The sequence below is a fragment of the Vibrio sp. 1078-1 genome, assembly GCF_033340475.1.
In genome coordinates, this window is the sequence record NZ_JAWOWM010000551.1 from 1 (window position 1) to 612 (window position 612).

General features: G+C 51.0%; 1 protein-coding gene. It reads right to left on the bottom strand.

Translation table 11 applies throughout. The annotated features are described in order from the left end of the window. On the bottom strand, window positions 1-612 hold a 612-nt coding region (locus R7190_RS28730; RefSeq protein WP_318138044.1), incomplete at both ends, for a triacylglycerol lipase.

Sequence of the window (612 nt, forward strand, 5' to 3'; positions counted from 1 at the left end):
ACCGTTAATTTCGTCCAAGTGATTCATTTTGTAATCATCACGAATGACTTTTCCTAAATGAGTGCTGCATGCGCCAACGAGCCCATCGTTTGGCCCATCGAATGCCAAGCCGAGTACCATCATGGCTGCGTCTGTCGGATCGAAAACGTTGGAAAAAGTGGATGATCCGGTCCATGAGTAGTAATACACTCCGTTCGGTGCCAGCAAATCACCGTCGCCACATTCGCTGGTTGGAATGCCTTCAGGGTAGTGTTGGTTAAAAGCTAGCGAGCCTTCCGTCGTTAATGCGGCTAACGAAGCCAGTGGATCTTGATCAAGATCTGAACCACCTGAAAGCAGATTGATCAGAGTGGTTAACCCCTGCGCGAGTTTAACGGCCAACTGTTCTGTCCCCGATCCTTCTGGAACAGTGCCACGTACTAAGTCTGCGACTTTTGAGCCTTTGTTCACTCCGCCGATACTGGTGACAGAAGCCACTAAATCAGGGCGTACAGAGGCTACATAACGCGCTGTTGGGCCACCATGGCTGTGACCAATGAGGTTCACTTTGCTAGCACCTGTGGCGGCGAGTAAGGTTTCGACTTGAGAAAGAAGCTGCTCACCGCGGGCTTC